A 25,974-nucleotide genomic window follows, 5' to 3' on the forward strand; every position below is an offset into this window, starting at 1 on the left:
TAATGTCGGAATTGATAAAAATTGATTTAAGAATGTAAGAAGAAAGATTTGATATTTGTTTTATTGCATTAACTTTATAGTGCTTTACTAACACCATTGCCTATATAAAAAGGCCGGTATCACTACCGGCCTTTTTTCTTTTAGATATCAAGTCTTGCTTATTCTTTCTTGTTATTATCTTTTGGCTGCTGTATTTTATTCAATTGCTCGGCCAGTATAGTGTCCGGCATTACATTGCTAGCAGTTACCATAGCTTTATTCTTTATTCCCGATACAATCTTATCATCACCGTTCATTAATGCTTCATATCCGTCCTTAGCTACCTTGGCTGGGTCAGACATTCTAGAATCCATGATTTTAGACTCTTGCATATGTGCTTTGTTAAAGAAATCGGTAGCTGTAGCGCCAGGTTGTAAGGCGGTCATGGTAATATTTGAATCCTTCAGCTCGTTGATCAATGCCTCTGTAAAGCTCAATACATAAGCTTTAGTAGCATGGTAGACGGCCTGCCAAGGCCCAGGTAGTTCGGATGCAATGGAAGCGAGCTGCAGTACTTTACCTTCGTTTCGTATGATCATGTCGTTTAGGAAAAGATAAGTAAGAGCAGTCAATGATGAAATATTCAATTGAATGATATCCAACTGTCGATGAATATCAGACTCAACAAATAATCCATACTGTCCTTGTCCGGCATCATTGACCAGAACGTTTACCGTAATGCCTTTTGCTTTTACCTCATCATAGAGATCAAAAGGAGCTTTGGGGTTAAACAGGTCTTTTGCTATAGCTATTGTCTTAATGCCGTGTTGTGATGCCAACTCCTGTGCTACCTTTTCAAGATCTTCTTGTGTGCGTGAAACCAGGATGAGATTATAACCATCCTTAGCAAAGAGTTTAGCCAATTCATAACCGATGCCCATAGAGCCACCTGTTATCAATGCATATTGATTATTGTTTTGTGCCATAGAATATAATTTAGAAGGGGCAGAAAGTAAAGATTATACCATATTCAATCTTTATCATTAAAAAAAGTTCTAGCTCTGTTGTACTTTACTGTGTGAGCTAAGAGTCAGGCACTATATTTTCTTTCTTTTATGTAATCGTAAAACAATAAAAATGGCAAACAGTAATCGGGGACGCCGGCGCGATGACACTGGCCCTAAGCAAGATCGAAGCAGCAGGATAAACAGAGGTCAATCAAGCAATCAAAATACACAAGGGCGTAGGCAAGATGATACCGGCACGCAACAAAGTGAGCCGAACGTTACCAGGCAAAACAGAGGACGTCGTGAAAATGTAAGTGATCAAAGCAAAGAGCAAAATAAAGATACTGATCAGTCTCAAAATGTAGATGGAGGCATTTAAGTAAAATGAGACAACTGTTAGGTAGGCTGATTTTTACAAAAATGCGTTTACGCCTAGCTGTCAGTAGAGCTACCCATTGATCAGGATTTCTGATGCAGCGCATGTGTATTATTTGTGTTGCTGAGTTTTTCCTGATTCGATTTAATGTTTTTGGCACTGTATTTTCGGTTAGTCAGGCTTTGTAAACCTCAAAAAATCAATGTTATGGCAGAAAACAACAGAAATCAGGGCGGACAGGGTAATCGTGCCAGTAATGTGGGTAACCAGAGCAGTCAACAAGGTGAACAAGGTAACCTGCGTCAAAGTGGAAATATAGGCAAACAGAGTGGACAGGGAGGACAGCAGCAGGTAGGAAGCCAGCGTGATCAGAATCAAAATAGTCAGCGTTCTGGCAACCAAGGTCAAAGTTCTCGCAGTGAAAGCGACAAAGGACAAAGCATCTAACAAAAGTTGGTATTCGATTTCTAAAATACACCCAGGTGCCATGTGCCTGGGTGTATTTATTTTATAAATGCCAATGTTTTCCTTCCCAGATCGTTTATGAAGCTTTTCTTGTTTTAACAAAAAATAAAATATCAGATTTATCTCTCCAGTAAGTATAATGGCATATGGTAAATGCAAATTCAATTGCTGTACTTTTTGAGCAATAGCATCATTCATTCTGGGGAGCTGAACAAGAATGTAACGTGCCATCAGGCCTCTATTTGTTTGAATATTTCAATGATTCTTATACTATACAAGCAGTAACCGCAGGCACAGGTTTTGTGCGTAAAAGCAGAGAACTACTTTTTCAACTTTAAAACTATTTGGTTATGGCAGACAACAATCGAAATTGGGGTAACCAATCTAATCAGTACAATCAGGATTGGGAACAAAACCGCAATCGTTACAACCAAGGTGATGATAGTCGTAACCTTGAAAACTATGGTGACTATGGAAATGTAAACTATGGCAGTGATTATCATCAGAACCAAGGCATGCGGGGCAGCTATGGTCAGAATGATTATGGAGGCGCTTACAGCAGTGATTATGGTAGCCAATATGGAAGTGGTTATAATGAAAGTGATTATGGTAACCGCAACCGAATGCAAAATGAGGGAAGCTGGAAAAATATGGGAAGCTCTTACGGCAGTCAGCAAAGGCGTGTAGGCGACTGGGATAGAAATAGAGAAAATATGGGAAGTGCGGGTATGTATGGTGGCGACTTTGGACAGGAAGATTGGGATCGAAATGACTATAGAAGTAATGTAGGCAGAAGTAATGTAGGCAGAAGTAATTATGGCTTGAAAGGTTATGGAAACCGTTTGAACACTTCAGGAGGTTCTGGAGAAGACTATAATAGAGGGATGGGACGTTCGGGTTACAGCAATATGGACAGAAGTCAAAATCGGGACTTTATGGGTGCCGGCGAAACTCGTGATCGTAGCTGGTGGGATAGAACCCGAGATGAGGTGTCGTCATGGTTTGGTGATGATGATGCACAACGGCGCAGAAGAGTAGATGATCAAGCCAGTGGAGGATATAGAGGTAGAGGTCCTAAAGGCTATCACCGCTCTGAGCAACGTATACGGGAAGATGTATGCGACCGCTTGAGTGAAGACGATTGGCTGGATGCTTCTGATATAGATGTGAAAGTACAAGGCGAAGAAGTGATCCTAACTGGATCAGTACATAGCCGAGAAGACAAGCGACGTGCTGAGGACCTGATTGAAGTTATTTCTGGTGTTAGAAATGTGGAGAACCGCTTGCGTGTAGAGCATGGTGAAAGTGCGTCAAGTAGCGGAACAATTGGAAATACTTCAAGTTCTACCAGCAATAGAACAACCGGTACAGAAAGAAACCGGAATAAATAAAAGAAAAAGCGAGTAAGAAAGGAAGCGTCTCTTGTTGGAGGCGCTTTCCTATTTAAGGCGTTTCTTTTCAATACAACCTGTCTTTATTTTTAGCGAGTATAAAGAGCATCACCATTTGCTTTACGTGGAACAATCTTTTCAAGTATTCATGAAGATACGTTGGCTTCTAAAACTCCAGAGATGGGCTTATGAAAGAGCAATTGGTAAAAATTCAACAGGACCTTATTCTTTCTGGTACTGATTACTGTTGTTCTTTACTATGGCAAACCTGTATAAATTCCTTTGTTTTTTGCCATCATGCTGGCCATGCTAATGGCACTGGTATGCCGTAAGCTGGATAGTAAAGATTTGCCACGTGCGGTTTCCTGTGTGATCTGTGTTTTTATTCTGCTCATCTTCTTTTTGGGTATGTTAGGAATCATGGTAGTACAGATCACCAGTTTTATAGGCGATATGCCGCGGTTAGAAGAACAGTCTAACCAGCTGTTATCGTCTATACATACCTACATAGAAAGGCGCTTTAATATACCTACAGCTCAGCAGATTGCATTTTTACAACGGGAAACTCAGAATCGTGGAAAGATGCTAAGGGCTTCTTTGACCAATATGTTAGCCACCTCTATTCAGTTGCTGATTAGGCTTGTGATCATGTTGGTTCTTACCTTTTTAATGCTCTTTCATAAAGAAAAGTACTATGCCTTCTTTTTAAAATTTACCAATGGAAATACGCAACAGGAGAAAGAAGAGGTATTGAACCGCATTGGGAAGGTGTCTCAACATTACCTGGTAGGACGTGCTATATCTATTCTTACCCTGTTTGTACTTTATACAATTGCATTGAAGGTAATAGGCATAAAGAACGCCCTGTTACTAGCTGCTGTTGCAGCCTTAGTAAATATTATTCCCTACCTGGGACCCATTTTAGCAGCTGTTTTCCCATTTTTAGTTGCGCTGGTTACAGAGCAAACAGCTCAGCCTGCTATATGGGTACTGGTGAGCTTTATGCTGTTCCAGGCTTTTGATAACTATTATGTAACTCCCTATTTCTTAGAGGGAGAAGTTAGTTTAAGCTCCATAGCTACTATTGTAAGTATGATCTGTGGCGGATTTGTTTGGGGCGTAGCTGGTATGATCCTATTCATTCCTATGTTTAGCATTGTCAAAATCATATTTGACCAAATACCTGGCTATTCCATTATGGACATTTAATTAGTGACCAAGGTAGTAAACCATCAAAGCATCTAGGCGCCTGGTTTCGGAAAGTATTTAGCCATGGAAAAAACAAGGCGTTTAGAAGAAAGCCAATTGTCATTGTTGATAATCCGGATACATAATCCTTCGTTTCTTTCATAGAATTTCTAATAGTGATGCAACTGGTATGATAATTATGCCGCCTTTTATACAGAAGCTCTTACCATGAAACCACTAAAACCACCTTATACACGCCGCCAATTTTTACATGATGCATCGCTAACGCTGTTTTCAATGAGCAACCTAGCTGCACTGGGAGCCTATGCTGATAATACCAATGTGCAGCGTGAGAAAATGCTGTCTGTTCATAAAGCCAAAGGCAAGCTGGGAATAGCCTTGGTAGGTTTAGGTGGCTATAGTGGCGGGCAATTGGCGCCCGCCTTGCAGGAAACTCAATATTGTTATTTGGCGGGTATTGTTACAGGTACACCTAGTAAGGCTGTAGAATGGAAGCAGCGGTATAATATACCTGATCGAAACATCTATAACTATCAAACCTTTGATAAGATCAAGGATAATAAAGACATAGATATTGTATATGTGGTACTGCCTAATGCCCTTCATGCCGAATATGTTATCAAGGCAGCCAAAGCAGGCAAGCATGTTATATGCGAAAAGCCAATGGCCATAACCGTAGAAGATTGTGACCGAATGATAGCCGCCTGTAAGGAAGCCGGTAAAATGTTATCTATAGGCTATCGCTTACATTTTGAGCCACACAACATGGAGATAATGCGTATAGGGCAGAAAAAACAGTTTGGGAGCATAAAAAGGCTGATAGCCGAAAATGGATTTTCAGGCGCTGGTGGATGGCGATTGGATAAACAACTGGCAGGAGGCGGCCCATTGATGGATGTAGGTATTTATTGTGTGCAAGGCTGCCGTTATACAACAGGAATTGAACCTGTAGCTGTATGGGCACAGGAAGGCCCTAAAACAGACCCTGACAAATTTCGCTCGGTAGAAGAATCACTTACCTGGCAAATGGAATTTCCGAATGGTATTATAGCTGAGTGTAAAACCAGTTATGCGCAATCAATGAATGTACTACGAGCTGAAGCTGAAAACGGGTGGGCCGAGCTATCGCCTGCTTTTGCTTATGGTGGTATCAATGGCAAGACATCAAAGGGCGATTTGAACTTTGGACAGGTAAATCAACAAGCCCGGCAAATGGATGATTTTGCACAGGCCATCGTAAACAATAGGCCCACACCTGTACCGGGTGAAATGGGGCGTCAGGATGTGAAAATATTGCAGGCTATTTACCAGGCTATGCAAAGTGGTGAACGGACTACTATTTGAGTTTAATAATATTCTAGCCAATAACAATTCAGCGTGCAAAGACTAATGAGCGTTCTTAAAAGATATTGCTATCAAACAGAATCAAGAACATTTTTTCACCTTTCAATCTGATTAGTATGCAACGCGATAAGCAACCATCTAATGAAGAAAACCTGGACCTGCGATTGGTTCAGGAGCATTTGAATTTAAGGGAGTATGCTGGCGATTCAGAAGATGATCAACTAACCAGGGATCAGGCAAATGAGTATATAACGGATTGCGACAGGAAATTAATGGGGCGGGCAAGACCAGAAGACAATAATTCGAAAAATATGAGAGGTTAAAGGGGGAGTGAGGTTCCCTCGCAGAAGTTAAAGCCTGGCCAGATTCAAGTCTCATTTGAATCCTTGCTTTGTTCTATTTTGCCTGGATGCTTGCTGGTGTCCTCATCTAGACGGTTTTTCACTCGTTGTAAGGCTTTCTCGGTAGTAGCTGCCACCTCTTCGTTTTCCTGTATACTGTGTTTTTTACTTTCCACTTGTACGGTTTGAAAAATCACAGCGTATACATTGGGGCGGATCTCTGAACCATACCGGATGGCGTAACATTTAGTGAACTCGGCGCCATAATAAAGGATCATAGCCGAGTAGTATACCCACACAAACAAGACAGCTAATGAGCCCGCGGCACCATAGGCAGAACCAATATTACTTCGGTTGATATAGAAGGTGATGCCGAATTTGCCAACCATAAAAAGAACGGCAGTGAATAAGGCACCTGCTGCTACATCTTTCCAGTGTAAGATAGCGTCGGGCAATACTTTAAAGATGATGGCAAATAATATAGTTGTAATGAAAAGCGTAGCAAGTAAGTTGCCTACATAAAGGAGTTGCACAGACTCTCTCGGAAAGAGTCGTTCTAATTTACCCATAAGTCCTTCTACCGCTGTATTAATAATGAGTGATACTAACAAGATAAACCCTAAGCCCACAACCAGTGAAAATGAGAGTAAGCGATTGAACAACATTCTTAACCAACCTCTTCTGGATTTTACTTTCAATCGCCAGATCAAGTTGATTGATTCCTGTATTTCTGAAAAAACAGTAGTAGCACCAATAAATAAAGTGGTAAAGCCAATAATAGCGGCCAACGTATTGGCACCGCTGTGCGTAGCGTTCTTTATGATCTCTTGTATTTGGAGTGCAGCTTCGCTTCCTACCAATACCTTTGCTTGTTCATAAATCGTTCCTTCTGCTGCCTGCTTACCAAGGAAAAGGTTGGCCAGGAAGATGACCACTACCAGCATTGGGCCAATAGAAAATATGGTATAGTAGGCCAACGCTGCACTCAGCCGGGGTACACTATCCTTCATGAAGCCGATACCGGCACTTTTGAGCACCTTGCCCAACCCTCCAATTGTTATTCTTTTCTTTCTATTCATTCCTGATTTTAGTAAAAGCTACTTTAGTTGTATTGGTGTTGCAAATAGCAAACCAGAGTGCTGAGGTCTAAAGGCTAAGAGGAAAAAGATAGGGAAGGAGAAAAGGAGAGAATGCTGCGAGAATGAAATAAGGAATGAAGAAGGGGGGATTGGATTTATTGCGAGATAGGATGATCAATACCTACTCCTTGTATTCCTTTACGTAGTTGTGTTCATATGAAAGAGGTAGTATTACTTATAGAGTTAGGTGCTGACAAAAGAATATAGCTCTACAATTGTTACTTAACTACGCCTCCAAAGCATAGGTATTTGATCTCCATAAAATATTCCATTCCATATTTTGATCCTTCGCGTCCAAAGCCTGATTCTTTAACACCGCCAAAAGGCGCTACTTCTGTAGAGATCAGTCCTTCATTGATACCCACCATGCCGTACTCCAGGGCTTCAGCTACGCGCCAACATCGGTTTACATCTTTACTATAGAAATAAGATGCCAGTCCATATTGCGTATTATTGGCCATTTGTATGGCTTCTGCTTCTGTATGGAAACGGAAGATGGGAGCAACAGGGCCGAATACTTCTTCCTTAGCAATGATCATATTGGGTGTAGCATCGCTAAGAACTGTTGGCTGAAAGAATAAGCCCTCCAGGCTCTTTCCTCCAGTAAGAATGTGTGCTCCTTTATCAACAGCGTCTTTGATATGCTCTTTCACCTTATTTAATCCTTTTTCATTGATCAATGGCCCTACTTGCACGTCCTTGTTTAATATGTCACCTGTTTTCAATTCTTGAACGGCTCGTGTAAACTTTTCTGTAAAGGCATCATAAATACTGTCTTGTACCAATATGCGGTTGGCACAGACGCAGGTTTGTCCGTTATGGCGATACTTTGAGATAATAGCACCTTTTACAGCGTCATCAAGATCCGCATCTTCAAAAACTATAAATGGGGCATTGCCACCTAGTTCTAATGACAGCTTCTTTAATGTTGGAGCACTTTGTTCCATCAGGATCTTTCCTACGGCTGTTGAGCCGGTGAAGGAGAGCTTGCGTATCTTTTTGTTTTCACACAGCTCTTTACCTATTTCACTGCTATTGGCAGAAGTAACGGTATTGTATACACCAGGAGGAAAGCCGGCTTTCTCTGCCAGGTAAGAGATGGCCAAAGCTGTCAGGGGCGTTTCTGATGGTGGCTTTACTATAACAGGACAGCCAGCGGCTAGTGCAGGTCCTACTTTACGTGTGATCATGGCCAAGGGGAAGTTCCAAGGGGTGATAGCTGCGGCTACCCCCACGGATTGCTTGATCACAACCAATCGTCTATCTTTTGTATGTGGAGGAATCACATCGCCATAGGCACGCTTGGCTTCTTCTGCAAACCATTCAACAAAAGAAGCTCCATAGTTTACTTCACCTAGGCTTTCCGTGATTACTTTGCCCGACTCAATGGACATTAAATGAGCAAGCTCCTCTTTACGTTCCATTATCAGATTGAACCAATTGCGCAATAGTGCTGAGCGTTCTTTGGCTGTAAGATCCCGATATGCAGGCCAGGCAGCATCGGCAGCATCTATGGCCTTGCGTACATCTTCCCGATCCATATCTGGTACTGCTGCTATTACCTCTCCTGTTGCCGGGTTGATCACTTCAAAAACTTTTCCGCTAGTAGCTGCTAACCACTTTCCATCAACAAAGGCCTGAGAACGGATAAGGTTGTTTTGTTTCATGTAATCAAGTTGAAGTATGAATCACTATCCATTTGCCTGATCGTTCATTTACGATCCGTCATTTAAGCCACTGCGAAAACAGAATTGACTGAAATGGATGTAATGTTTGTAAAATAAAGCGATTTCACCTTTCAACCACTTGAAATAATTATGCCTATACTTCATTGTTTTGTCGTTAGGTTGTGTAAGTGATATTCAGTTGAAAGAAAATAAAATGGTTTATTTAATGGAGTCAATTGATGAGATATAAGGCAAAGGAGTGTATCGAACTAAAAGAGTGCCCAAATAAAAATAAATAGTGAGGATACTATCATAAAACGCTTGCTCTACTGGCATTTAAAGGTTGCCGGATGGTTAAGAGAAGCTGATGTTTGGAATGTGTTGGGGTGAAAATCTATTAATGCAAATAGTAAGCTTGAGCTGTATTAATTAAATTAGCATTATGCTCACTACGCAAGCCTCAGCTTTAGCACCTGAGTTATCTCTTATCATACCAGTTATGAATGAGGAAGAAAATATTTCTCCTTTGTTTTCAGCTGTCCGTACAGCCTTGCAGGATCTGTCTTACGAGTTGATAATAGTAGATGATGGGTCTACTGATCAAACTAAAAAACGCATACTGGAATATGCGGATGCAAAAACTATTTTAGTAGAACTGCGTGGAAATTATGGTCAAAGTACGGCAATAGCAGCCGGTATCGATCACTCCAAGGGCCGTTATATAGCTATGATGGATGGCGATCTGCAAAATGATCCTACCGATATTCCTTACATGTTAAGCCTCTTAAAAGAAGGCGATTGGGATATGGTGGCCGGCAATCGCGTAAACCGTCAGGATGGTTTACTCTTACGAAAAATTCCCAGTAAAATAGCCAATGCCCTGATTCGTAATATGACAGGCGTATACATTAAAGACTATGGTTGCACGCTAAAAGTGTTTCGTCGGGAAATAGCAGAAGACCTGGGGCTTTATGGTGAGCTCCATCGTTTTATGCCGGTGTTAGCTAAGCTCCAAGGCGCGCGAATTACACAGGTAGATGTAAAACATTTTCATCGTCGCTTTGGAAAAAGCAAGTATGGCATCAACCGGACATTCAAAGTGTTGTCGGACTTAGCCCTGATGGTTTTTTTGCGCCGCTATATGCAAAAACCAATGCACTTGTTTGGAACATTTGGTTTCATTGCATTTGGCTTAGGTGTGCTTATAAACCTGTATTTGTTGGTGTTAAAGATAATGGGGCAAGACATATGGGGGAAGCCGCTGTTGATCTTTGGGCTGATCCTGTTATTGGGTGGTATTCAGCTAATCACTTTTGGTTTCCTGGCCGAAATGTCGATGCGCACCTATTACGAATCGCAGCGCAAGAAAACCTATAATGTTCGAAGGGTGTATACAAAAGAAGAACCTAATACGGATACATTGGAAATTACAGTTTAAGGTGGGCTCCTGTTTTTGTTTAGGTTGTTATATTGTTAGTTGGGAAGGCTGTTATTATTAAAAGTTTAAAACACATGGGCATCTCCTTACGTATTGTAAAAGCGCTGATAGTTGTATTCATGATCATTGCCTATATCAGAGGCTTGTTTATCCCGATCATGAATAACAATGCGGCCCATCATGCCAATATTGCCTTGCACATGTATTTGACAGGCGATTATGTGAATCTAATAGATAGGGGACAGGATTACTTAGATAAACCACATTTATTATTCTGGACAGCTGCCTTTGCTTATCACTTATTTGGTGTTACTTCTTTTGCCTATAAGTTCTTCTCCTTTTTATTTGTTATTGTAGGTGTATACTCCACCTTTCGACTTGGTAAATTACTGGTGGATCGTAAAACGGGTATTTATGCGGTTTTGATCTTAAGTTCCTCCTTTGCTTTTATTCTATCTACCAATGATGTTCGCATGGATGCCATGGTGGTATCCTGTATTGCTTTTTCTACCTGGCAATTGCTGGAATATTTCTTCCATTCCCAACGATCAGCACTTCTGTTAGGTGCATTGGGACTAGCATTAGGCTTTGCAACCAAGGGAGCAGTAGCGATTGTTTTGCCCGTAATGGTGGTTGTTTTTTATTTTGTACAACAACAAAAATCAAAAGCGATTTTAACCTGGCGCTGGCTGCCATTGGTATTGCTAACTGTTTTATTTCTTTTACCCATATTTTACTGCTTTTATTTACAGTTTGATATGCACCCTGAAAAAGTAGTACGGGGTATGAAGGGAAATTCCGGAATACTGTTTCTGCTATTTGGACAAAGCTTTCAGCGTCTTACTGGCTCTGGCTGGGGAGAGCGTTCCTCGGACCCCTTCTTTTTGCTTCACACATTTTTATGGGCTTATTTACCTTGGTGTGTATTGGCTTATATAGCCTTGTTTAAAAATATTAGTGAATGGTTTCGCGTGAAATTTCGGTTTATAGATACTACCGAAGTTGCTCTAACCGCAACACTTACAATTGTTTTTACCCTGATCTCTTTCTCCCGTTTTAAAAACGCGCATTATGTAAATGTGCTGTTTCCATATTTCGCTGTTATTACTGCCCGCTATTTAGCTACAGCGAGTCTAAAGGCCATTCGTAGGGTGTTTTGGCTGCAGCTGGTCATAGGTCTTTTACTAATGATAACGATAGTTACACTAAATCAATGGGCCTTTCCGTTTAAGCAATTCTATAGTGTTGGAGGAGCTGCTCTGATCTTTGTATTATTCCTGATGTTGGTTCTAAATAAAACAATGGAATTGTCGGCCAAAACTGTCTGGCTTTCATTTGCAGCCATAGTCTTTACTTTTTGGATATTGAACTTTAATTTCTACCCACAACTTTTGCCTTATCAATCCGGCCATGGAATGGCCAAGCGTGTAAAGGAAGCTGGTATTGATCCTAAAAAGCTCTATTACATTGATGATGAAAACGAGCGTAACTACAGTATGGAGTTTTCGCTGCCAGCATTACTGCCTGTTATTTCTATAGATTCATTGAAAAAGATTCAGGAACCCATTTATTTGTTTGCTCACCCCTCGCAGTTAGAAAGTTTGCGCCAAGAACAGGTGCCTTTTGATACCGTTATTCGCGCCAGCCATTATAATGTATCTACTATAAAGGGCTCCTTTTTAAACCCGGCTACGCGTGCTAAAAAGCTGAATTCTCAATTCATCATAAAAGTTGGCGCCAAGTAGGGGCCTTCCGGCTCTGGCTAGAAAGTGAACTACTGAATAAGCCAATTCCGGCCATTTAAGGAGAGCATTTGTAAAGAGAATTTATAGGGGTGACATGACCTTAGTGGGGCATTTACGACCTTTTTCTCTTATGCCACTCCTATTTATCCTGTATATATCTCGTCTCTATTAGGGGCGAGATATATACGAGACATATACGGGTTATATACGGGTTATATATGAGATATTCCTGGATCAGCGAGTGGTAAATGGATAGGGAGGGAGGTCAAAGCTTAAGTAAGAAAAGGGCTAAATGGTACATCTGTAGCGGTTTTGGCGCTTAAATACCGATTAAAGGGTATTGGGCTGCTTTACTGAATTCCGTTGCTTTGCGGAAGATTTAGTTGAGTATACATCCTTACCCGGAAAAGCGTTCGATACCAAAACCTATTACTTTTCAAATAGCTTATTTAAATAAGCAATACGCGACCAAAACTAATTGCTTTAAGTGACCCTGCTTTATATAGGCAGGGTCTTTTTTATACCTAATAATAGCTATTTGCTGTAACTAAAAACCCAATAAGGAAGGTGGCAAAAAGAAGCAATTGAAAATAAAACCCTAAAGAGCGACCTTATAATGGTAATTGATCGTCAGCTAGTTAAGGCTAATTAGAGTAGGGATTTGAGCCGGGATTTAATTTGTAGCATGGCCTTATCTGCAAAGTTTTTTAGTGTGGAAACTTCTTTTTCTGATAGTTGCCTGGGCTGTTTATCTACTATGCAAACAACACCCAATGCATAGCCGTCATCAGTAATAATGGGAGCACCAGCATAAAACCGTACTCCAAAATCACCGGAAATAAGTGGATTGGTTTCCAACTCTGGGACCTGTAGTGTATCTGGATATACAGTAGGATGATTTTTTAATAAAGCCAGTGAACATAAACTGATGTTTCGGGGTATTTGCTCAATGTTTGGAATGCCTACATTGCCCGGAAATGCCACATGATCTTTATCAACAACAGAAACGAGTGCAATGGGAGTATGAAATGTATCAGCTACAGATTGGGCCAAGTCATAAAAGTATCCCTGAGGCAAACCATTGACCAATTTATAGCGTTTGAGGGCTTTTAAACGGTTTTTCTCATTGAGCGTATGAAAATCGATTTCAACAGAAACATTTTCCATAAAATCCGCTTTTTGGGTTGAGAAATAGGCTGCCTATACAAAGCTAGTTTTTTGCAAACTATTTAGGTACACATCTCTTAGTAAAAAACAGATATGGTGGAAACAAGCTGAGCAATGCCTTTAAATAGGTAAAGCCGCTATGATTTAGCGGCTTTAATCTAAAAGGAATGTGTGTTGGCCTATTTATTAAGAATAATTTGAGCACCTAAAGCTTGTGCTCCTGTGCCTCCCACAAATCCTTTTGCAAATACTGTATAGATCTTACCTGCTGTTAAAGTGATATTGGGTAATGGCAATGCGACAGTTTTGGTACCGGCTATTCGTACTTCCAAATTGTAGGTGCCAGCATCTACAGGCGTAAAGTTGGCTAGCGTGGCAGTCGTTGACTGGTCATTAAACGTTCTATTGTTAAAAAGTACTGGCCCATCGGTTACTGCAATGTCCACAGCAGGTGCATTGGGGCTGAAATGGAAAAAGCGCACATGTGCTTTGCCGGATGCCGGTGCTGTAAGATTATCCCCAACTACTGCAGGCTTGATCTTGTTCACAGAATCGATAGCAAATACAGAATAGTAATTATTGGCTGTAAGCGGAACGTTGGCATCTATCACATACGTAGTTGTGCCAGCAGGTGATAGCTTAAAGTTAGCTGTGCCAGCATCTACAGGCGTATACGGGCTGTTGTTGGGGTATGATACATTGGAGAGAGCTACTGCGTTATTAATGCGTACATCCACATTGGGTGCATTGGGTGAAGCGTGTACTACCATAACCTGTGCTTTCTGCTGTTCTATATCTCCATTATCATCCTCACAGGAAGTAATAAAGATGCTTAAGGCTAACCAACCGAATGTTTTTAATAATGTCTTTTTCATAAGTTGCATTTAGGAAGATTAACAACAGCTATAGAATAAAGTTGAAAGCTGGTTAGCCTTTTTAAGGAAAAAGAGTGGAAAAAAACTGCAGCCTGGTTGCCTGTTTATTGTTTGCTTTGGTGCGATGATTAGAGGTTCAACAAAACAAAGGCCGCTTTATATAAAATAAAAAGGCCCAGCAATAGCTGGGCTTTACAATAAATTGAAGGTAGCTGAACAGTTAATTATTGTTCGTCTACATTCATGGAAATTTCTAACTGTATGCTTTTGCCTTTCTTGTATTCTGCAATAGGAGAAACCAAGTCGTAAAGACCGCTATATTTTGTTTTTAATAAAATGCCTTTTTGGTGCAACGATTCAATGGCTTCGTTGATCTTGGAGGTAGATTTCAAAGGCAGCTTATCTTTTAAAGTAGCCGGGTCAATATCTAAAAAGCGACCAACGCGTTCGCTGCTATTGGCATGTTTCAGAATTTCCAGCTCAATGCTATTAATATTAAGCAGTGTCTTCAACAAAGAATAATAATCTTCTTCTGCTTGTTTGGGGTCTAGTGATTTTTTGGCCTTAATGGTTACTTTATCGCCTCTTTCACTAACGTCAAACTGATAAGCATTTCCACTGTTTGCACTTTGCTCCGGTTGCTTTGCTTCTTCCATTAGGTTTGATTTTTGGCAAAAGTAAGGAGTTTGGTAACGTTTAAAGTGCTCACTTGCAGAAGAGTAGTTTTCGGAAATAAATTTGGATTTCTCTTCCAAGCGCATATCGTACTAAATGGATATTACAATGAAGTAGTTATTGTCTTTTATATCCTCAATCAGTAAAAAGTACCATAAATGCACTAAACTGTTCCATTCTCAGGGCTCAGCTTAAAGTAACTTTATCCAACGAAAGAGATCAGTAATATGGCAAAAGCTTCTATCCCGGTTTATGACATCTGTTCCATTGATCAGCGTACACAAAAAGACTTGTTGATTGAGCGGTTTGGCTCTTACCTGGAGAAACATTACCATAACCTGCATCGCCCACACCGTCATTCTTTTTATCACCTGGTATTATTTACAAAAGGGAAAGGCTCTCATACAATTGATTTTGAAAAGTTTCCTGTGCAACCTTACCAGATCTACTTTATGATTCCGGGACAGGTACATAGCTGGCATTTTGAAAGTAACGTTGATGGCTATATTGTTCATTTCAATGATGAACTATTTACCACCTTCTTACAAAACAGCCATTATTTGGAGCGCTTCCCTTTCTTTCGAGGTAATAGTGCCGATAGTGTTTGTCTGCTGCCAATATTATCTCATAACCAGGTAGCAGACCTCTTTGAAACGATGCTGGAAGAGATGAAAGAGGGTAAAGAGCAGAATCTGGATGTTATAAGATTGAAGTTGCTGGAATTGTTTATAACAGTGGACCGTAACTGCCATTATAAAAATGTACGGCAAATACCACAACAAAAAATGCAGTTGCTAAGAAGTTTTCAGCATTTGATCGATAAGCACTTCCGCACCATAAAGCTGCCAAAAGAGTATGCAGAACTTTTGTATGTAACGCCTAACCACTTGAACGCATTGTGCCAGGATCTGTTGGGTAAAACAGCAGGGGATCTGATTCGTGATCGTGTATTGTTGGAAGCCAAACGTTTGCTTACCAATGCAGATCTTACAGTTACTGAAATAGCTTATGATCTCAACTTTCAGGACAATTCTTACTTCAACCGATTTTTTAAAAAGAATGTGGGAATTACGCCTGATGATTTTCGGAAAAACTTTATCAACCAATAAATACTTACCTATGTGTGCGCAATATAAGACTAATGAGAAGCCCGGACTCTTACTTAGTGTTTTAAAATGTAAGTGTACCCGCTGTCGTAGAGGGGATATGTACCAAACGGCTAATCCCTACGATTTAAAGAACTTCATGAAGATGAATGAACGTTGCCCTGTTTGTGGACAACTGTTAGATTTGGAACCTGGCTTTTATTATGGTACCAATATGATCAGTTATGCATTGGCCTTTTTAATGAGTATAGCTAGCTTTTTCCTTTGGTGGGCCATTATTGGGTTTAGTTTTGAAGACAACCGGCTTTTCTGGTGGATTGGCATTAACGCTTTTCTTTTAATAGCCCTTCAACCGCCGTTAATGCGTATATCCCGTACTGTTTGGCTGGCTTTCTTTGTACGCTATAGCCCAAAGTGGATGGAAGGAGATGTAGTAGCAGTAGAACGTATCAACAAAGAACAAATGGCTAACTGGTAGTGCAGAGGCTTTACATTGCTAAGTGCTATTAAAACAGAAGCTTCAAGATATAAATTCCAAATATGGTGTTTGTTCTTGTACGTACTAAAAAGGGGAATACAAATAAAAAGCACAAGTATAAAGTATACTTGTGCTTTTTATTTGTTAGTCTGTTTGTATAAGAGATTGCTTACTTCTGCTGGTTATAATCGTAATTAACCATCCAGTTGATTCCAAACTTATCGGTAAACATGCCAAAGAAGGCACCCCAGAAAGTTTTTTCCAATGGCATTTTTACCTGGCCACCAGCTGATAAACCATTAAATATTCTTGTAGCATCTTCCTCGCTTTCAGCATTAATAGAAAGCTGGATATTGTTACCTTCCACGGTGTGCTTGGCCCAATCGCCGCCAACATCACTGCCCATCAATACGGTTTCCTTACTTATGGGTAGGGAAATGTGCATGATCAAGTTGCCATCTATTTGGCTGGCATGCTCTCCCTCAGAAGGTGGCATGTCTTTATAGCGTCCTACATATGGAAACTCTCCGCCAAAAACGGATTTGTAGAAGTTAAATGCTTCTTCACAATTTCCTTTGAAATTGAGATAAGGATTGATTTGTGGCATTGTTGTTTGGTTTTAAAAGTGGATGAAGGTAAGACTTCATTTATTACTTGACTTTCTTTTTAAGCTCGTTTTTTTACTACATTAAGAGCAGGTAAAATTTACTATGTAATTGATATTTTAATCAAGATTTTCGTTTTTTTCTGGCCAACATACGATGATATCTGCTTTTGAGTATCTGCTGCATTATTATACAGAATAGTTACTAACTTATGAATATGATGGGTTAGGTAATTGTGAATATCGAAGCAGAGAGATTGCATTCTCGAGTTGCATTTCTAAGTACTTTAGCCGGCTAATAAAGTTGCCTAGACGATAAGGGTAACTTGCACCAATTTCCAAAAGCACAAAATTATGAAGGTGAGAGGCGCTTTGTTGTTAACAGCGTTAAGTATGAGTCTAATGGCCAGTTGGGCGCAAAAGAAAACAGCCAATTGGATACAATATGTTAACCCATTAATTGGTACCGAAAAGATGGGGCACACTTATCCTGGCGCCACCGTTCCTTTTGGAGCGGTTCAGTTAAGTCCAGATACCGATACCATTCCATACGCCGTTAATGGTAAGTACAATCCGGATGTTTATAAGTATTGTGCTGGCTACCAATATACAGATCCAACTATTGTTGGATTTAGCCATACACATTTTAGCGGTACGGGCCATTCTGACTTAGGCGACTTTCTTATTATGCCAACTGTGGGCAACCTGCAACTGAATCCTGGCACTGCCGCTGCTCCGGAAACAGGTTATCGCTCAAGGTTCTCTCATCAAACTGAAGTGGCAGAACCCAACTATTATAAGGTGAAGTTGGAGGATGATAACATTCTGGCTGAACTTACTACAACTACTCGTGTAGGTTTTCATCAATATACCTTCCCAAAAACAGACCAGGCGCATATTATCCTTGATCTGATGCATGGCATTTATAACTACGATGATAAAAATGCCTGGACCTACTTACGTATTGAAAATGACACATTGGTTACCGGCTACCGTCAAACGATTGGATGGGCGCGTACACGTACTGTGTATTTTGCTATGACCTTCTCCAAGCCGTTTGTGTCTTATGGTAATAATGACTTTTCGGCAAAGCAACCGTATAGAGGTTTCTGGGGACGATTTGATCAGCGCCACAACTTTCCTGAGATAGCTGGCAAGCAGCTGCGCGCCTATTTTAATTTTAAAACAGAAGAAGGTGAGGCCATTAAAGTAAAATTTGCGCTTTCGCCGGTTAGTACTGCCAATGCCTTAGAGAACTTACGAAGAGAGATTCCTAATTGGAACTTTAACCAGGTAAAACAACAAGGGCAAGATCTGTGGAATATGGAGCTCGGAAAGGTAGATGTGAAACTGGCAGATAAAGGCGATATGATCAATTTCTACACAGCCTTGTATCATTCGTTTTTATCTCCGACAGTTTATATGGATGTGAATGGTGATTATAAAGGTTTGGACCAGAACAGGCACCAAGCAAAAGGATTTACAAATTATACCACTTTCTCCTTGTGGGATACTTATCGTGCCTTGCATCCGTTGTTTAACATCGTGCAGCCTAAACGTAATCGCGATATGATCCAATCTATGCTAGCGCATCAGGAGCAAAGTGCCGAACATATGTTGCCGATCTGGTCGCACTATGCCAATGAGAACTGGTGTATGAGCGGCTATCATAGTGTGTCTGTGATTGCTGATGCTGCCATTAAAGGGAATGTGGGTTATGATTTAAGCAAAGCTTTAGATGCTTGTGTACAAACAGCCAGAACCAATTACTTTGATGCATTAGGTGAGTATCGTAGGTTGGGTTATGTACCAGAAGATAAAAGAAGAGGAATTTCCGTTTCTACTACCTTAGAGTTTGCCTATGATGATTGGTGTATAGCGCAACTGGCTAAAAAGCTAAAGCGGAATGATATCTATGATGAGTTTATAAAGCGTTCAGCTAATTGGCGAAATGTATATGATTCTTCTATCGGTTATATGCGTCCAAAATTAAGCGATGGCAGTTTCCGTAAAGAGTTTGATGTACTATCTACCAACAACCAGGGTTTTATAGAAGGTAATGCCTGGAACTTTAGCTTATATGTGCCGCACGATCCTAAAGGCTTGATCAATGCAATGGGAGGTAACGAACGATTCATTCCACATCTGGACTCTTTATTCACCATGCACCTGCCGGATCAATTCTTTGAAGAAACAGAAGACATTACTCGGGATGGTATCATTGGTAATTATGTACATGGCAATGAACCGTCCCACCATGTAGCATATCTGTACAATTTTACCAATCAGCCTTGGAAGACACAAGAGCGGGTGCGTATGATATTAAAGAAGCAGTACCGCCCAGCGCCAGATGGCCTTGGCGGTAACGATGACTGTGGTCAAATGAGTGCCTGGTACATCTTTAGTTCGATGGGTTTTTATCCGGTAACGCCTGGTTCAGATCAATACCAGTTGGGTAGCCCGGCTGTATCACAAGCAACCATTAAACTGGAGAATGGAAAAACGTTTTCCATTCAAGCCATCAATCAAAGCGAGAAGAATGTATATGTGGAGAAGGTATTGCTGAATGGAAAGCCGTTAAATAGGACTTATCTCACGCATACTGATCTGATGAATGGAGGTAGTTTGGTTTTCTATATGTCGCCAAGTCCAGTTACGCTAGCTAAGGTTAAATAGAAGTAGCTATGTACAACTCGATTACAGAAGTGAAGGAATTGCTTCTGCTCAACAAGCAACAGGTGCCCTCAATACTGGGGACAGCCATGGTCGATGGGGCATTGATTGTTGTGTTTCGGCAGTATCGTTTTCACAAACAACTAAGTATTGAGTTGTACCAGGCTTCTTTTACCCAAGCAGGGAAAGTAAAGAACCCATTAGTATTGGTTTCACCGTTAGATCAGATCTGGAAACGGGAGGATGCTAAAGAATTAAAGTTCTTTTCAGCAATCAGTCGTTTTCAGAACCATCCCACTATGGTTCGGTCGGCGGCTGATCTGGATGCTTTGAAAGCGGTAATGGAAAACCCACTTTCCTTACGTTGCTTTTATCATAACACCGAGTTCTCAGAGAATATTGTGGCAGGCTCGTTGAAGGTGGTTGTAATAGGCGATACAATCAATAATGCTACACTATGGGTAAATAAAACGGCTTCAGACTATACACTTCACCTGCAGCTAACTGTTAATGAGGAACAGTTGGAGTGGAAAGATGTAGAAGTAAAGTATGACTACTTTATCATTCATAATGAGCAATTGCATTTGCTTGGAAACCTCACACTTCTAAATCTTGTTCAGTTTTTTAAACCGTATAGAAATGGGATGACCATTCCTGCAAGTCAGTTTGCAACCTTTCAAAAAGAAGTACTTGCCAAGTTAGAGGACAAGGTGACGGTTACCTACACTTATATCCAAGCTGCAACGGACGAGCAGCAGTTAGAAAGTGATATTCATGGTGCTATAGAGAAATATATCTATTTGTCTGACCTGGAGCCTTATGTTATAATTAATCCAGTAGTGCGTTATGGACAGGTAGATATACCTGTTCTTTCTAAAAGACAGATCTATATAACATCTACCAATGGTGAGCAGCTCTTAGTGCAGCGAAATGAAGAGTCGGAAGCCAAGTTTACAGCTCTTTTAATCAGGCAACATCCAGCGCTTTGGGACCAATTGGAACATGACTTGCCTTACTTCTACCTGAATCGAGAACAGTTCCTGAACGAGAATTGGTTCCTGCAGGCCTTTGAGGAGTGGAAACAGCATGGCATAACGATACTTGGCTTCAATCAATTAAAGCGAAATAATCTCAATAGCAACAAGGCTACTATAACTATTAAGGTAATCAGTGGACTCAATTGGTTCAATACAGAGGTGGATGTGCGTTTTGGAAAGAATAAAGCACGCTTAAAACAATTGCAGCAGGCCGTTAGGAACAAGAGTAAGTTTGTTCGCTTAGATGATGGTACGCTGGGCATACTGCCACAGGAGTGGTTGGATAGATTAACGGCTTATTTAAATGCTGGCCAAATACACGAAGAACAAATCCAAACGCCTAAAATAGCATTTGCCTCTATTTCAGAATTGTATGAAAATCAAATGCTGACGCAAGAGGTTCAAAATGAGCTGGAGTTATATGCAGTGAAGCTTAAAGAACCAGCTACTATCAATGACGTTGACGTGCCCGGATGCTTACATGCCACACTCAGGCCATATCAGTTAGAAGGGCTCCGTTGGCTGAACTTTCTGGATGACCATAATTTTGGTGGCTGCCTGGCAGATGACATGGGGCTGGGCAAGTCCATTCAGATCATCGCTTTTATATTATTACAACGACAAAAAGTAGCGCGTAACATCAATTTATTAGTGGTACCAACATCGCTGCTCTTTAACTGGCAGGTTGAATTGGAAAAGTTTGCACCTTCTATTAAAGTCTATACATTGTATGGTGCAAACCGGTCAGTTAATCACAAACGCTTTGAAGATTGTGAGGTGGTGCTGACCTCTTATGGAACGTTGCTATCGGATGTTGTGCTTTTACGGAAATTTACATTCAACTATATCTTCTTAGACGAGTCGCAAAATATTAAGAATGTAGAATCCCAGCGTTACCAGGCGGTTTCTTTGCTGCAATCGAGGAATAAGATTGTTATTACAGGTACGCCTATTGAGAACAATACGTTCGACCTGTACTCACAACTTTCATTTGCCTGCCCGGGACTGTTAGGTAACAAACAGTATTTTAGAGATACCTATGCCATTCCAATAGATCGATTCAAAGAAAGCAAGCGGGCACAAGAGTTACAGAGGAAAGTAGCACCTTTTATTTTGCGCCGCACCAAGCAGCAGGTAGCAGCTGATTTGCCAGAGAAAACAGAAGTGGAATTGTATTGTCCAATGGACGCAGAACAACGTAATATCTATGAGGCGTATGAAAAAGAGTTTCGCGAGTTTATTTCAGCGCAGGATGGTGATGAGATCAAGAAGAATTCCATGCATGTATTAAGAGGATTGACCCGTTTAAGGCAGATCTGCAATTCGCCATTATTATTGGGCGAAGAAAAATTGAATAGTGATGGCTCTTCAAAAATTGAAACACTGGTAGAGCAAATTGAAACAAAAGCACCCCAACATAAGATCCTTGTCTTCTCTCAGTTTGTAAGCATGCTAAACCTGGTACGTAAGGAACTGTTGGCACGCGGGATTGGCTTTGAATATCTTACCGGTAGTACGAAGGACCGGCAAGCAGTAGTAGAGAACTTTCAAAAAAATGAAGATGTCCGTGTATTCCTGATTAGCCTGAAGGCCGGAGGGGTTGGGCTTAATTTGACAGCTGCTGATTATGTATACCTGGTAGATCCATGGTGGAATCCTGCCGTTGAAAACCAAGCCATTGATCGCACATATAGGATTGGGCAGCACAAAAATGTAATGGCCATACGACTGATTTGTCCTGACACTATAGAGGAAAAGATTCAGAAGCTACAAGCAACAAAGAAGGAAATGACGGCAGAAGTTATCAAGTCAGACGAGGGATTCCTGCAATCGCTCAGTAAAACAGATTTGCTTTATTTGTTGAATACCGCAAAAGAATAATTAGATTACGATATAGCCCGGCTATCGTATTTTTATAATGACACAAACCACACATGAAAAAGCTATTGTTTTTAACCGTTGCACTATGTAGTTTAAATACATTGTTTGCTCAAATGATAACGAAAGTAAATGATCCTGTAGAATGGATCAACCCTTTAATGGGTACGGACTCCAAGCCTTCTTTATCAAACGGTAATACTTATCCCGCTATTGCAGTGCCTTGGGGCATGAACTTCTGGACTCCGCAAACAGGTAACATGGGCAATGGTTGGGCTTATACCTATGCATCAGATAAGATCAGGGGATTTAAGCAAACCCATCAACCTTCTCCTTGGATGAACGATTACGGACAGTTTGCTATCATGCCAGTAACTGGTAAGTTGCGTTTCCGGGAAAACGATCGAGCTAGTTGGTTTTCACATAAGGCTGAAGTGTCTAAACCCTATTACTATAGTGTATACTTAGCCGATCATGATGTGACAACTGAAATCACTCCCACAGAAAGAGCTGCCCAGTTTCGGTTTACATTTCCTAAAAGTGATAGTGCTTTTATTGTCATCGACGCTTTTGATAAAGGTTCATATGTAAAGATCCTTCCTGAACAAAAAAAGATCATCGGTTATACGACACGCAATAGCGGTGGTGTGCCGCAAAACTTTAAAAACTACTTTGTTATCTATATTGATAAGCCTTTCACGCAAGCTAATACTTGGCGCGACAGTACAATGCTGCTTGACTCAATAGAAACTACCGCTGCTCATGCTGGTGCTGTTGTAGGCTTTAAAACTGTAAAAGGCGAGAAGGTGCAGTTAAAAGTTGCTTCTTCCTTTATCAGCTTTGAACAGGCCGAATTGAATTTAAATAGCGAGCTAGGTAAGGATGCATTTGATGTAACAAAGGCTAAAGCTAAAGCAGCCTGGAACAAACAGTTGAATAAAATACTGGTAGAGGGAGGAACGATAGATGAAGTACGTACCTTCTATTCATGTATGTATCGTACGTTACAGTTCCCACAAAAGCATTACGAAGTAGATAAGTCAGGCAAAATAGTACACTATAGTCCTTATAATGGGCAAGTGCTGCCAGGTTATATGTTTGCGGGAACAGGTTTCTGGGATACATTTCGTGCACTGTATCCTTTTTTGAATTTTGTTTATCCATCAATCAATCGTGAAATGCAGGAAGGATTGGTGAATGATTATAAAGAAGGTGGCTTTTTGCCCGAGTGGTCTAGTCCTGGTTTTAGAAATGTAATGGTAGGAAATAACTCTGCTTCTGTGGTAGCAGATGCTTACCTGAAAGGCTTACGCGGATATGATATCAATACTTTGTACCAGGCACTGTTACATGGCGCAAATAACGAAGGACCCTTAACCGCTGTTGGTAGGAAAGGAGTAAGCTTTTATAACGATCTGGGTTATGTTCCCTATGACGTGGGTATTAATGAAAGCGCTGCCCGTACGCTGGAATATGCCTATGACGATTTTACTATTTATCAATTGGCAAAAGCATTGAAGCGCCCGCAAGCCGAAATTGAATTGTATGCACGTCGCAGTCAAAACTACCGCAAGCTCTTTGATGCAGAAAACAAACTGATGCGCGGGCGTAACAAAGACGGTTCTTTCCAGTCGCCATTTAATCCATTCAAGTGGGGCGATGCATTTACAGAGGGTAATTCTTGGCATTACTCCTGGAGTGTATTTCATGATATAGAAGGACTGAAACAATTAATGGGAGGTAATGACCAGTTTGTACGAATGCTGGACTCTGTATTTACAATGCCTCCTGTGTTTGATGAAAGTTATTATCGTGGCGTGATCCATGAAATCCGCGAAATGCAGATCATGAATATGGGCCAATATGCACATGGTAACCAACCCATACAGCACATGATCTATCTTTATAACTATGCTGGACAGCCTTGGAAAGCCCAATACTGGATACGACGCGTCATGGAGCAGCTATATAAAGCCACACCTGATGGTTATTGTGGTGATGAAGACAATGGGCAAACGTCTGCTTGGTATGTATTTTCTGCAATGGGTTTTTACCCTGTATGTCCGGGTACCGATCAATATGTATTGGGTACGCCCTTATTTAAGAAAATGACCATTGCTTTGGATAATGGGAAAACGCTTGTGATTCAGGCACCGGAAAGTAGTGCAGAGAACAAGTATGTTCAGGAACTGCGGTTTAATGGTAAGGCGTATGATAAGAACTATGTTAACCATTTTGAATTGCTTAAAGGCGGGGTCCTGAATTTTTCTATGGGGGCAATGCCAAATAAGGCCAGAGGTGCAAAGGCAAATGCTTTTCCTTATTCGTTTTCAGTGGAGCAGAAGATTCCTCAGTCAAAGCCATAAGATTTAACCATTGGCCTGACCAGAGTGTATTAAAAACCCAATAGGCACCGATTCTAAAGTATACAGAGCAGCCATTAGTGGCTGCTCTCTTTTGTAATCGAGTCTGAGTTTTTGTTACTTAATTGCAATTACAACCAGTTAAATGCATTGATAGATTGAGACATAGTGCGCCACTGTGCCGCATAGCACAAAGCAATGCCATAGTGAGTGAAAATAATAAACACTACTTCTTATATAAAAGTAAACGCCCACCGTATAACTAAGACCACCACCTATGACCCACCAAAGTGTGACACGCGGCATATTTTGGCTAATGGGATTATAAATAAAAAGCAGCATCCACCCCATAATTAAATAAAACAAAACAGAGAGTAATTCAAACCGGTTAGTAAAAAATAATTTTAAAAAACTACCTGCAACAACAAGGCTCCACATGATTATCAGAAATATGGAAGCTGCCGTATGAGGGAGAAAACGTATGACTATGGGCGTATAAGTGCCGGCAATGAGAAAATAGATGCTAATATGATCACTGATTAGAAAAGCACGCTTGAGCTTTTTATTTTGTACAGAATGATATAAGGATGAACTGGTATAAACCATGAGCATGCCTATGGCAAATGTGCATACAGCTCTAAAGCTGGCATTTGTACCAACATCATAGGCGTATTTTAATAGAAAAGGTGAAGCGATAATACAAAATAAAACACCTACAGCGTGTGTCGCTGCGTTGAGCATTTCCTCTTTCTTGGTTTGGCAACGGCCCGGTGCGTTACAATAGGCATTCACATAACGAACAATCCTTTTGATCTGGTACATATCGATCAGCTTTACCGATTATATAAGGATCTGCGCTAACCTTTTAGAAAGGTTCCAAAAAAGAGCCATAATTACTAGTCGATCAAAATAAAGTAGGACAAAATATTTTAGGCAGAGAACAATTTATTTAGCTATTTATCGGAAAGCAGGCAACTCTTCCTTACAGTTTTTCGTATATTACTAATAGGATATATA

21 protein-coding genes are annotated in these 25,974 nt (G+C 40.6%); 12 read left to right on the forward strand and 9 right to left on the reverse strand.

Annotated elements, in window-relative coordinates:
* Nucleotides 1-158: 158 nt before the first annotated feature.
* Nucleotides 159-965 (reverse strand): SDR family NAD(P)-dependent oxidoreductase, encoded by an 807-nt coding sequence (locus SY85_RS23465; RefSeq protein WP_066408423.1) that lies wholly within the window; start codon nucleotides 963-965, stop codon nucleotides 159-161.
* Nucleotides 966-1,116: 151 nt separating this feature from the next.
* Between SY85_RS23465 and SY85_RS23470 the strand changes: the two genes are divergently transcribed.
* Nucleotides 1,117-1,365, forward strand: a complete 249-nt coding sequence (locus tag SY85_RS23470; protein ID WP_066408425.1) for a hypothetical protein — start codon at nucleotides 1,117-1,119, stop codon at nucleotides 1,363-1,365.
* 168 nt (nucleotides 1,366-1,533) lie between these two features.
* On the opposite strand, the gene SY85_RS25525 is transcribed toward SY85_RS23470, so the two are convergent.
* Nucleotides 1,534-2,058, reverse strand: a complete 525-nt coding sequence (locus tag SY85_RS25525) for a hypothetical protein (protein WP_148661272.1) — start codon at nucleotides 2,056-2,058, stop codon at nucleotides 1,534-1,536.
* Between the two features lie 119 nt (nucleotides 2,059-2,177).
* Here SY85_RS25525 and SY85_RS23480 point away from each other — a divergent pair, with 119 nt between their 5' ends.
* The 4 genes from SY85_RS23480 to SY85_RS23495 all read left to right on the forward strand — a co-directional run bounded on the left by SY85_RS23480 (nucleotide 2,178) and on the right by SY85_RS23495 (nucleotide 6,094).
* The gene (locus tag SY85_RS23480; RefSeq protein WP_066408429.1) at nucleotides 2,178-3,218 is read left to right on the forward strand and encodes a BON domain-containing protein; all 1,041 of its coding nucleotides are present in this window, start codon (nucleotides 2,178-2,180) and stop codon (nucleotides 3,216-3,218) included.
* 282 nt (nucleotides 3,219-3,500) lie between these two features.
* Complete coding sequence (locus SY85_RS23485) at nucleotides 3,501-4,427, forward strand: AI-2E family transporter (protein WP_148661273.1); 927 nt, start codon at nucleotides 3,501-3,503, stop codon at nucleotides 4,425-4,427.
* A gap of 207 nt (nucleotides 4,428-4,634) precedes the next feature.
* On the forward strand, nucleotides 4,635-5,771 hold the full coding sequence (locus SY85_RS23490; protein WP_066408434.1) for a Gfo/Idh/MocA family protein: 1,137 nt from the start codon (nucleotides 4,635-4,637) through the stop codon (nucleotides 5,769-5,771).
* A 116-nt stretch (nucleotides 5,772-5,887) separates the two neighbouring features.
* Nucleotides 5,888-6,094, forward strand: a complete 207-nt coding sequence (locus tag SY85_RS23495; protein WP_066408438.1) for a hypothetical protein — start codon at nucleotides 5,888-5,890, stop codon at nucleotides 6,092-6,094.
* 44 nt (nucleotides 6,095-6,138) lie between these two features.
* Here the strand turns inward: SY85_RS23495 and SY85_RS23500 are convergent, their stop codons facing one another.
* Nucleotides 6,139-7,191 carry a YihY/virulence factor BrkB family protein gene (locus tag SY85_RS23500; protein ID WP_066408441.1) on the reverse strand — a complete coding sequence of 351 codons (1,053 nt, stop codon included), beginning with the start codon at nucleotides 7,189-7,191 and terminating at the stop codon, nucleotides 6,139-6,141.
* 278 nt (nucleotides 7,192-7,469) lie between these two features.
* Complete coding sequence (locus tag SY85_RS23505) at nucleotides 7,470-8,918, reverse strand: NAD-dependent succinate-semialdehyde dehydrogenase (RefSeq protein ID WP_066408444.1); 1,449 nt, start codon at nucleotides 8,916-8,918, stop codon at nucleotides 7,470-7,472.
* A gap of 442 nt (nucleotides 8,919-9,360) precedes the next feature.
* Between SY85_RS23505 and SY85_RS23510 the strand changes: the two genes are divergently transcribed.
* Both SY85_RS23510 and SY85_RS23515 read left to right on the forward strand, forming a co-directional pair.
* Nucleotides 9,361-10,356 carry a glycosyltransferase family 2 protein gene (locus SY85_RS23510; protein ID WP_066408446.1) on the forward strand — a complete coding sequence of 332 codons (996 nt, stop codon included), beginning with the start codon at nucleotides 9,361-9,363 and terminating at the stop codon, nucleotides 10,354-10,356.
* Between the two features lie 74 nt (nucleotides 10,357-10,430).
* Nucleotides 10,431-12,101 carry an ArnT family glycosyltransferase gene (locus tag SY85_RS23515; RefSeq protein WP_066408447.1) on the forward strand — a complete coding sequence of 557 codons (1,671 nt, stop codon included), beginning with the start codon at nucleotides 10,431-10,433 and terminating at the stop codon, nucleotides 12,099-12,101.
* 648 nt (nucleotides 12,102-12,749) lie between these two features.
* On the opposite strand, the gene SY85_RS23520 is transcribed toward SY85_RS23515, so the two are convergent.
* From SY85_RS23520 to SY85_RS23530, 3 genes are all read right to left on the reverse strand, one after another.
* The gene (locus tag SY85_RS23520) at nucleotides 12,750-13,268 is read right to left on the reverse strand and encodes a GAF domain-containing protein (protein WP_066408450.1); all 519 of its coding nucleotides are present in this window, start codon (nucleotides 13,266-13,268) and stop codon (nucleotides 12,750-12,752) included.
* 179 nt (nucleotides 13,269-13,447) lie between these two features.
* Nucleotides 13,448-14,143: a DUF4397 domain-containing protein gene (locus SY85_RS23525; RefSeq protein WP_066408453.1), complete on the reverse strand. Its 696-nt coding sequence runs from the start codon at nucleotides 14,141-14,143 to the stop codon at nucleotides 13,448-13,450.
* A gap of 224 nt (nucleotides 14,144-14,367) precedes the next feature.
* Nucleotides 14,368-14,799, reverse strand: a complete 432-nt coding sequence (locus tag SY85_RS23530; protein ID WP_148661274.1) for a hypothetical protein — start codon at nucleotides 14,797-14,799, stop codon at nucleotides 14,368-14,370.
* 246 nt (nucleotides 14,800-15,045) lie between these two features.
* Between SY85_RS23530 and SY85_RS23535 the strand changes: the two genes are divergently transcribed.
* Complete coding sequence (locus SY85_RS23535; RefSeq protein ID WP_066408457.1) at nucleotides 15,046-15,927, forward strand: AraC family transcriptional regulator; 882 nt, start codon at nucleotides 15,046-15,048, stop codon at nucleotides 15,925-15,927.
* 136 nt (nucleotides 15,928-16,063) lie between these two features.
* The gene (locus SY85_RS23540) at nucleotides 16,064-16,402 is read left to right on the forward strand and encodes a DUF983 domain-containing protein (protein WP_236938260.1); all 339 of its coding nucleotides are present in this window, start codon (nucleotides 16,064-16,066) and stop codon (nucleotides 16,400-16,402) included.
* A 169-nt stretch (nucleotides 16,403-16,571) separates the two neighbouring features.
* On the opposite strand, the gene SY85_RS23545 is transcribed toward SY85_RS23540, so the two are convergent.
* Nucleotides 16,572-17,009 (reverse strand): VOC family protein, encoded by a 438-nt coding sequence (locus SY85_RS23545; RefSeq protein ID WP_066408459.1) that lies wholly within the window; start codon nucleotides 17,007-17,009, stop codon nucleotides 16,572-16,574.
* Nucleotides 17,010-17,360: 351 nt separating this feature from the next.
* On the opposite strand from SY85_RS23545, the gene SY85_RS23550 reads away from it, so the two are divergent.
* The 3 genes from SY85_RS23550 to SY85_RS23560 are packed head-to-tail and all read left to right on the forward strand — an operon-like array spanning nucleotide 17,361 to nucleotide 24,960.
* Nucleotides 17,361-19,682, forward strand: coding sequence for a GH92 family glycosyl hydrolase (locus SY85_RS23550; RefSeq protein ID WP_071892090.1), 2,322 nt, complete (start codon nucleotides 17,361-17,363; stop codon nucleotides 19,680-19,682).
* 8 nt (nucleotides 19,683-19,690) lie between these two features.
* Nucleotides 19,691-22,597: a DEAD/DEAH box helicase gene (locus SY85_RS23555; RefSeq protein WP_066408461.1), complete on the forward strand. Its 2,907-nt coding sequence runs from the start codon at nucleotides 19,691-19,693 to the stop codon at nucleotides 22,595-22,597.
* A 53-nt stretch (nucleotides 22,598-22,650) separates the two neighbouring features.
* Nucleotides 22,651-24,960: a GH92 family glycosyl hydrolase gene (locus SY85_RS23560; protein ID WP_066408463.1), complete on the forward strand. Its 2,310-nt coding sequence runs from the start codon at nucleotides 22,651-22,653 to the stop codon at nucleotides 24,958-24,960.
* A gap of 138 nt (nucleotides 24,961-25,098) precedes the next feature.
* Here the strand turns inward: SY85_RS23560 and trhA are convergent, their stop codons facing one another.
* Nucleotides 25,099-25,779: a PAQR family membrane homeostasis protein TrhA gene (gene trhA / locus SY85_RS23565; protein WP_082886667.1), complete on the reverse strand. Its 681-nt coding sequence runs from the start codon at nucleotides 25,777-25,779 to the stop codon at nucleotides 25,099-25,101.
* Nucleotides 25,780-25,974: the final 195 nt, after the last annotated feature.

The organism is Flavisolibacter tropicus (assembly GCF_001644645.1).
Classification (GTDB): domain Bacteria; phylum Bacteroidota; class Bacteroidia; order Chitinophagales; family Chitinophagaceae; genus Flavisolibacter; species Flavisolibacter tropicus.

Bases quoted from the DNA above. Each gene is read 5' to 3' on its own strand.
- SY85_RS23555 (WP_066408461.1), top strand. From the start codon at position 19,691: ATGTACAACTCGATTACAGAAGTGAAGGAATTGCTTCTGCTCAACAAG.
- SY85_RS23480 (WP_066408429.1), top strand. From the start codon at position 2,178: ATGGCAGACAACAATCGAAATTGGGGTAACCAATCTAATCAGTACAAT.
- SY85_RS23515 (WP_066408447.1), top strand. From the start codon at position 10,431: ATGGGCATCTCCTTACGTATTGTAAAAGCGCTGATAGTTGTATTCATG.
- trhA (WP_082886667.1), bottom strand. From the start codon at position 25,779: ATGTACCAGATCAAAAGGATTGTTCGTTATGTGAATGCCTATTGTAAC.
- SY85_RS23540 (WP_236938260.1), top strand. From the start codon at position 16,064: ATGAAGATGAATGAACGTTGCCCTGTTTGTGGACAACTGTTAGATTTG.
- SY85_RS23510 (WP_066408446.1), top strand. From the start codon at position 9,361: ATGCTCACTACGCAAGCCTCAGCTTTAGCACCTGAGTTATCTCTTATC.
- SY85_RS23525 (WP_066408453.1), bottom strand. From the start codon at position 14,143: ATGAAAAAGACATTATTAAAAACATTCGGTTGGTTAGCCTTAAGCATC.
- SY85_RS23535 (WP_066408457.1), top strand. From the start codon at position 15,046: ATGGCAAAAGCTTCTATCCCGGTTTATGACATCTGTTCCATTGATCAG.
- SY85_RS23530 (WP_148661274.1), bottom strand. From the start codon at position 14,799: ATGGAAGAAGCAAAGCAACCGGAGCAAAGTGCAAACAGTGGAAATGCT.
- SY85_RS23500 (WP_066408441.1), bottom strand. From the start codon at position 7,191: ATGAATAGAAAGAAAAGAATAACAATTGGAGGGTTGGGCAAGGTGCTC.
- SY85_RS23520 (WP_066408450.1), bottom strand. From the start codon at position 13,268: ATGGAAAATGTTTCTGTTGAAATCGATTTTCATACGCTCAATGAGAAA.
- SY85_RS23545 (WP_066408459.1), bottom strand. From the start codon at position 17,009: ATGCCACAAATCAATCCTTATCTCAATTTCAAAGGAAATTGTGAAGAA.
- SY85_RS23470 (WP_066408425.1), top strand. From the start codon at position 1,117: ATGGCAAACAGTAATCGGGGACGCCGGCGCGATGACACTGGCCCTAAG.
- SY85_RS23550 (WP_071892090.1), top strand. From the start codon at position 17,361: ATGAAGGTGAGAGGCGCTTTGTTGTTAACAGCGTTAAGTATGAGTCTA.
- SY85_RS23495 (WP_066408438.1), top strand. From the start codon at position 5,888: ATGCAACGCGATAAGCAACCATCTAATGAAGAAAACCTGGACCTGCGA.
- SY85_RS25525 (WP_148661272.1), bottom strand. From the start codon at position 2,058: ATGGCACGTTACATTCTTGTTCAGCTCCCCAGAATGAATGATGCTATT.
- SY85_RS23490 (WP_066408434.1), top strand. From the start codon at position 4,635: ATGAAACCACTAAAACCACCTTATACACGCCGCCAATTTTTACATGAT.
- SY85_RS23505 (WP_066408444.1), bottom strand. From the start codon at position 8,918: ATGAAACAAAACAACCTTATCCGTTCTCAGGCCTTTGTTGATGGAAAG.
- SY85_RS23560 (WP_066408463.1), top strand. From the start codon at position 22,651: ATGAAAAAGCTATTGTTTTTAACCGTTGCACTATGTAGTTTAAATACA.
- SY85_RS23465 (WP_066408423.1), bottom strand. From the start codon at position 965: ATGGCACAAAACAATAATCAATATGCATTGATAACAGGTGGCTCTATG.